Source organism: Deltaproteobacteria bacterium, from assembly GCA_019309545.1.
GTDB lineage: Bacteria > Desulfobacterota > Desulfobaccia > Desulfobaccales > Desulfobaccaceae > Desulfobacca_B.
The window spans coordinates 1-6621 of record JAFDGA010000055.1 but is presented as its reverse complement, the minus strand read 5'-3'; the positions used below and the strand labels follow the sequence as shown (position 1 = coordinate 6621).

At 56.9% G+C, this 6621-nt stretch carries 7 protein-coding genes; 5 read left to right on the top strand and 2 right to left on the bottom strand.

Annotation, left to right across the window (positions count from 1 at the left end; genetic code table 11):
* The first annotated feature begins 57 nt into the window (after positions 1-57).
* The gene (locus JRG72_11110) at positions 58-243 is read left to right on the top strand and encodes a hypothetical protein (protein MBW2135752.1); all 186 of its coding nucleotides are present in this window, start codon (positions 58-60) and stop codon (positions 241-243) included.
* Here JRG72_11110 and JRG72_11105 read toward each other — a convergent pair.
* Together JRG72_11105 and JRG72_11100 are read right to left on the bottom strand one after the other, a co-directional pair.
* Entirely contained in the window at positions 188-433 is a 246-nt protein-coding gene (locus tag JRG72_11105) for a type II toxin-antitoxin system YafQ family toxin (protein ID MBW2135751.1), read from the bottom strand. The two genes, JRG72_11110 and JRG72_11105, sit on opposite strands and share 56 nt — an antisense overlap.
* Positions 420-683 (bottom strand): type II toxin-antitoxin system RelB/DinJ family antitoxin, encoded by a 264-nt coding sequence (locus JRG72_11100; protein MBW2135750.1) that lies wholly within the window; start codon positions 681-683, stop codon positions 420-422. The genes JRG72_11105 and JRG72_11100 overlap by 14 nt, the downstream gene beginning before the upstream one ends.
* Positions 684-1044: 361 nt before the next feature.
* On the opposite strand from JRG72_11100, the gene JRG72_11095 reads away from it, so the two are divergent.
* The 4 genes from JRG72_11095 to JRG72_11080 form a co-directional block, all read left to right on the top strand.
* A complete protein-coding gene (locus JRG72_11095) occupies positions 1045-1326 on the top strand; it encodes a type II toxin-antitoxin system RelE/ParE family toxin (GenBank protein ID MBW2135749.1) in 282 nt (93 codons plus the stop codon).
* Between the two features lie 10 nt (positions 1327-1336).
* The gene (locus tag JRG72_11090; GenBank protein MBW2135748.1) at positions 1337-1639 is read left to right on the top strand and encodes a HigA family addiction module antidote protein; all 303 of its coding nucleotides are present in this window, start codon (positions 1337-1339) and stop codon (positions 1637-1639) included.
* Positions 1640-1775: 136 nt separating this feature from the next.
* Positions 1776-5213: a DUF3883 domain-containing protein gene (locus tag JRG72_11085; protein MBW2135747.1), complete on the top strand. Its 3438-nt coding sequence runs from the start codon at positions 1776-1778 to the stop codon at positions 5211-5213.
* Positions 5210-6621 (top strand): DUF559 domain-containing protein (locus JRG72_11080; protein MBW2135746.1); only part of this gene is annotated, 1412 nt, incomplete at its 3' end. The genes JRG72_11085 and JRG72_11080, both read left to right, overlap by 4 nt.

Below are 6621 nucleotides of genomic sequence, written 5' to 3'. Positions count from 1 at the left end.
GCCAAGCCATGACCGAACGGGATGCCAACTACAAACTGGCCGGCTTGATCGAGATGGATGACACCTACTTTGGTGCTCCGAAACCCGGCAAACGTGGACGTGGCGCCGCCGGCAGCCAAGGTGATAGTAGCCGTGGAAACCCCGACCGATAAGCCCAGGTTTGCCGCCATGCGGATGGTGCCCCGGGTCAGCAGCGAAGAGATTCAACCCTTGGTAGGGGAGCGCCTGGCGGTTCGGGTTTGATATGACAGTCCCGATGGTCTACCCATTCGCCAGCCAGAGGATGATCGCGGTACTGACGCGGCATGGGGGCGTCGGTGGCGAGCAGATTTACGACCTCTAATAAGGCAACATCAAACCCTTTGCTGTGCCGCCCTGATTTTTCCCGCTTATAATCTCGCTTGAATTGGCTGGTGTATCTAATCGTCCGCATTAAGACTCGCTAGCAGATCTTCCTCCGGTCCAACCGTAACCACCTCTTCCCGGCGTGCCGCTTTCATGGCCTCTATGGTTTCGGCATTGGGGACTAAGGGATCGAAAGGTAGGGCTTTTTCTTGGGCAATGCGCATCATCATCATACGGAAGGCATCGGACACTGTAAGTCCAATAGCTGCTAATACTGCTTCGGCCTCTTCTTTGACCTCCGGGTCAATCCGAGCCCGGACCACGGCGTTTGCAGGCATACCATCACCTCCTTTGAGCTACGTTGTAGCACAAATTAAACCATAAGTCAATAAAAATTAATCCACGGGCCAGCCGCGGGATTGGTCTCAATAATTGGACATTTAGAACATTTGTCCAATTATCGGCTGTTTTTAGCTGCGGGTCAAGGCTAAGGCCAGGGAAAAGAATGAACTGGTCAAGAGGAGAAAAAGGGAGAAAATTTAATGATTTCTACCCTAGCCAGTCTTTCTCCTGGTCTTCCCTTGACCTGGCGTCGATCAGGGCAAAACTAGATAAAAGGGCTATTTTTGTCTAGTTAGACGGAATAAACCTTGATATATTTATGCTAAACGTATAACATACAATTTAACGCGGTGATGAATGATTTTAAGCTTCCGGGACAAGTGGACACGGGCCTTCTTCGAGGGCGAACGGGTCAAAAGGTTTCAAGGATTTGAGCGGCAGGCCATGCTGCGGCTTGAGAGGCTTCATGCGGCTGACCGGCTGTTGGCGTTGAACACGCCCGGCAACCGGCTTGAGAGTCTTAAAGGGAATCGCCAGGGGCAGTCCAGCATCCGCATCAACGATCAATGGCGGGTTTGTTTTGAATGGCCGCAAGATTCTCCTGGGCCGCTTAACGTGGAAATTGTTGATTACCATTAGGAGGTTGGAGATGGCGAGAATTATCATCCACCCAGGCGAACACCTGGCTGACGAGTTAAAGGCACTCAATATGAGTGCTAACGAGTTGGCAAAAGAATTGGGGGTGCCGTCGAATCGGCTTACCGAGATAATTCGTGGCCGGCGTGGCATCTCTGGTGATACAGCCTTACGCTTGGGCCGCTGGTTTGGCACGGGGCCGGATATCTGGATGAACTTGCAAAAAAACTATGAGCTGCGGTTGGCAGAAGAGAGGATAGGGAATGAACTGCAAAAAATCAGGCAGCATCATAAATCTGAGGCCTTATCCAGTTAGCCAAAGACCAGCAATTTTTTAGAGAGATAAGGTGTTTTTGTAAACCACCCAAATCTGTTCACAGGTTATTCGTGGTTTCCATTACCGACATCTTCGGCAGACTTCGACTTAAGATAGGTCTCCATACGGAAGACTGATGACAACTTCAGACGGCCCGATTAACGAAGGTTGTATGGTGGTCGGCTCGCTGTTTAACGAGCCCATGCGGGTGGAGACGGTGCGTACCAGTGGTGATGGGACCTGGACCCTAGGCCTAGTCGGCACCCAATCTGAGCGTTTCCGAAAGGTTACTCTCAGCGCCCGCGACCTTGAAGACCTTACTATTTTAGATGCCGGTTTTACTTACGAAGGCGACGGACTATTACTGCGTTTGGGCCTGCAAGCGTATTCGCTTGGTATCGCTTGGGAATTTGACCCCTACTTCGGCCTGTCGATCTCCCGCGTCGATCCGCTGCCGCACCAGTTAGAAGCTATCTACGACTATCTGCTTAAGCTGGCCCGCGTCCGCTTTTTACTCGCCGACGACGCCGGGGCCGGCAAGACAATCATGGCTGGGCTCCTCATGCGCGAACTCGAGTTACGTGGGCTGGCCGAACGTATTCTCATTGTCTGCCCGGCCAACCTCGCCTTTCAGTGGCAGCGGGAACTGAAGGAGAAATTCGACGAGAAGTTCCTGGTTTTAAAGGGCGGCGATATCCGTGATCAATTCGGCGTTAACCAATGGTTGGAGCAGAACAAGGTCATCACCTCACTGGACCTGGCCAAGCGAACCGAGATACTGCCAGGTTTGAGGCAGGTCAATTGGGACCTTATTATCGTGGATGAGGCCCATCGCATGTCCTGGACCCCGCCCGCCCGGAAGACGGCACGCTATGCTCTTGGAGAACTACTGCGGGACACCTCAGATCATATCCTGCTGCTCACGGCAACGCCCCATAAGGGGGATCCGGTTAATTTTTCGCTATTTCTGCAATTGCTTGATCCGGATGTCTACGCGGATGTCCGCTCCATTCGAGAGGCCATGGAGCGACGACGGGCTCCATTTTATTTGCGCCGGACTAAAGAAGCCATGGTCTATTTTCCTGAACGGTGTCCGGACGGCACCTGGGCGGCCGAAAAGATCTTCACCAAACGCATCCCGCACAGTGTTGAATTCCAGATTGATGGCCCCGAATTTGAACTTTACCGGGAAGTTACCCGGTATGTAAAACGCCAAAGTGTCAAGGCGGCGGCCCAGGGTGACGATCCTCGGGCCCGCGCCGTGGGCTTCCTGATGTCCCTCTATCAGCGCCGGCTGGCTTCAAGCACCTATGCCATGCGACATAGTTTGGAGAACCGGGCCCGCCGGCTGGAAATGGGACTTAAGAAGGCCCAGGAGCTGGTTCGATTGGCCCCACCTGATCTCCCCGATCCGGAAGAGATCGAAGAAATGGAGGAGAGCGAACGCGAGCGGCTCGAGGAGATTCTGGAGGCCATCACCTTAGCTGGGAACGCTGAGCAAGTGCGGGAGGAAATTGCCGAGCTGCGTCAACTCGCCCATCAGGCCCAGGCCGTGGAAGCCGCCGATGCCGAGGCCAAGCTTTCTAAGCTCAAAGATCTGCTCCATCGGGAGGGTTTCTTCGATCATCCCGACCAGCGCCTTCTCCTTTTTACTGAGTTTAAGGACACACTTGATTACCTTCTCGACAAGCTGAAAAGCTGGGGCTTTAAGGTCGGCTGTATCCATGGCGGCATGAAGCCAGGTTCCCGGGATGAGCCCGGCACGCGGCTTTATTCGGAACAGCAATTCCGCGACGGCGCTATCCAGGTGCTGGTGGCCACCGAGGCCGCAGGAGAGGGCATTAATTTACAGGTCTGCAATATCTTATTCAATTACGATATCCCTTGGAATCCTAACCGACTGGAGCAGCGCATGGGCCGCATCCATCGGTACGGCCAGCGGCAGGACTGCCTCATTTTCAACTTCGTGGCTACCAACACCATTGAAGGTCGGGTTCTGCAGCGATTATTAGAGAAGCTCCAGGAAATCCGGAATGCCCTGGATGACGATGCGGTATTCAACGTGATAGGCGAAGTATTGCCCGCGGCTCACATCGAGCGGGTCCTGCGCGATTATTACGCCGGCAAACTGGGCGACGCCGACCTTGAAGAGCGTTTGCTGGAAAACGTCGACGAGGGGCGCTTCCGGGCCATTTGCCAGACCGCCTTGGAAGGCCTGGCCTCTAAGAAGCTAAACCTGGAAATGCTCATCGAGCGCCGGGCCCGGGCCCAGGAGCGCCGCGTGGTGCCCGAGACGGTTGCCCGCTTTCTGCGTGAGGCAGCTACATACGTCCCACTCAACCTTAAGGTCATCGGGAGCCTGCCCCATACCTTCGAACCCGCCCGCACTCCCTCGGCTCTTAAGCGGCATGAACGGGATCCGGACTGGAGGCTCCCCGCTTTGGCGGCGAAGTATCCGCGCTGTTCCACCGACCGCGACACGGCCGAGAAGCACAACCTCGAATGGGTCACCCCCGGTCATCCGCTTTTCGAGGCTGTGCGCCGACATACATTTGCCCAGGCTGCCCCAGCCTTCAGCCAGGGAGCTTGCTTCTATTCCTTGCAACATAATGAGCCAGCCCGACTAGACTTCTACCGGGCCCGGGTGGTGGACGGTTTAGGGCAGGTGGTGCACGAGCGTCTTTTCAGCGTAGAACTAGGCGGAAATGCCAGTTTTTGCCTGCGAGAGTCGAATCTCTTGGGAAATTTTACCCCAACCGAGCCACCCGCCGAGCTTCCGGCCATCGCTTATGCACCTGAACCGCTGGCGTGGCTGCATCAGAACGCCCTCCAGACCTTCCTGGAAGAGACCCGAGCAGAGCGGATAGCCGAGGTGGAGCGCATCGCTCAACATGTGGAACTTTCCCTGACGGAATTGCTTCAGCGGGCTGACGAGGAGATCGGCAAGGCCATGGAGGACAAGGAAAAAGGGGTAGCCGGGGCGGACGGCCGTTTGGCTCAGGCCGAGAACCGCCACGCCGAGTTGATGGCCCGCCGGGAACGCCGCCGACAAGAACTGGAGCGCCAGCGCTCCCTTACGCTCCAGGCGGTGGAACGACTGACCAGTATTCTGGTTCTGCCCCACCCGGAACGCGAGGCCCCAGACGTCCGCCGTATGCAGCCCAACCCCGAAACCGAGGCCGCGGCCATGCGAGCGGTGATGGAGTACGAACAGGCTCAAGGCCGCCAGGTCTATGACGTTCACCACAAGAACCTGGGCTATGATATCACCAGCCTTGACCTTAATTCTGGGGAACTCCGGCTCATTGAGGTTAAAGGTTTGGCCGACGCCATTGGCACGATCCTGCTCACGCCCAACGAACGCCGGGTCGCCGAGGACCGCCGTGATTGCTATTGGCTCTATGTGGTCACCAACTGCGCTACCACCCCCACCCTCCAGGAGCCGATCAAAGACCCCGCCCGCTTCCCCTGGCACGAGGTGACCAAAGTGGCCCATTACTGGCTGGAAGTGGACGCCATGACGCAGCCGATGTTGGTCCGGGAGGATGAAGCACCGTACGGAGGCAACCAATGATCCCCAAGGAATGCAAGCGCTTGGCGGAGGTGGATTTTCCCATTGCGGTGGTTTCCAAGCACTCGGCGCGGGAGAAATCGATCCGGCATGGGCATCCGTCGACGCTGCATCTGTGGTGGGCCCGGCGGCCGCTGGCGGCGTGCCGGGCCATGCTGCTGGGACTGCTCCTGCCCGACCCGTGTGACCAACACTGCCCCGATGATTTTAAATTGCAGGCCCGGAATCTGTTGCCGCAACTTTTGGGGAAAATCGGCCCGAAGGATATAGATCTGCGGAAGGCTTTGCTCAAATTCATCGGGGACTTTGCCAACTGGGATAACTCAAATCATCCGGTCTATCTGGAAGTGGGGAGGGGTCTGGTCAAGGCCGCGCATGGTGAAGAGCCGCCGTTGGTGGTGGACCCCTTTGCTGGCGGGGGTTCGATTCCCCTCGAGGCGCTGCGCCTGGGCTGTGAGGCCTTTGCCAGCGACCTCAACCCGGTAGCCTGCCTGATCCTCAAGGTCATGCTGGAAGACATCCCGCGCCATGGCCCGGAGTTGGCCGCGGAACTGCGCAAGGTAGGGGCCGAGATCAAGAAGCAGGCAGAACAGGAACTGGCCGAGTTTTACCCCAAGGACCCGGACGGAGCCACGCCCATCGCCTACCTCTGGGCCCGGACGGTGCGGTGCGAGTCCCCCAACTGCGGGGCGGAGATTCCCCTGATGCGGAGCTTCTGGCTGTGCAAAAAGCCAAAGAAAAAGCTGGCCCTGCGCCCCGTGATAATCAGGGAAAAACCCTCTTCTTTTCTCCCCTCTCACTCTGGTAGAGAGTCTGCCTTTCTCCCCTCTCCCTCTGGGAGAGGGGTTAGGGGTGAGGGTCATCATGGCCCGGCGGTCATCCCCCCAGACCTTCTGCAATTTGCCCGTAACCTGCGGCAACAACAGACCGACGCCGAAACCAAGATGTGGCATCTACTCCGGGATCGTCGGTTGGACGGCAAAAAATTTCGTCGTCAACACCCTATTCCGCCATACGTGGTTGATTTCTATTGCCATGACGCCGCCCTGGTCATTGAGTTGGACGGGGGTCAACATGCGGAACCGCGGCGCTATGACGAGAAGCGTACGGCTTTCCTGGAGCAGAACGGTTTGAAGGTCCTTCGCTTTTGGAATAACGAGGTCTTACAGGAAACAGAGGCAGTGCTGGAGACAATCTGGCAGGCGCTGCAAGTGCCACACCTTTCGCCCTCACCCCCGACCCCTCTCCCAAAGGGAGAGGGGAGAAAGGCAGACTCTCTCCCAGAGGGAGAGGGGGGAGAAGACCCAGAGGGAGAGGGGTATATGCCGCGGGTGGAATTCGAAATCTTTGAACCAGAGACAGACAAGGAAGTCCCCGACGGCACCGTAACCCGGGCCCGGGCCACCTGTCT

Coding starts and splice junctions, on each gene's coding strand:
- JRG72_11100 (MBW2135750.1), bottom strand. CDS start 683: ATGCCTGCAAACGCCGTGGTCCGGGCTCGGATTGACCCGGAGGTCAAA.
- JRG72_11110 (MBW2135752.1), top strand. CDS start 58: ATGACACCTACTTTGGTGCTCCGAAACCCGGCAAACGTGGACGTGGCG.
- JRG72_11085 (MBW2135747.1), top strand. CDS start 1,776: ATGACAACTTCAGACGGCCCGATTAACGAAGGTTGTATGGTGGTCGGC.
- JRG72_11105 (MBW2135751.1), bottom strand. CDS start 433: ATGCGGACGATTAGATACACCAGCCAATTCAAGCGAGATTATAAGCGG.
- JRG72_11095 (MBW2135749.1), top strand. CDS start 1,045: ATGATTTTAAGCTTCCGGGACAAGTGGACACGGGCCTTCTTCGAGGGC.
- JRG72_11090 (MBW2135748.1), top strand. CDS start 1,337: ATGGCGAGAATTATCATCCACCCAGGCGAACACCTGGCTGACGAGTTA.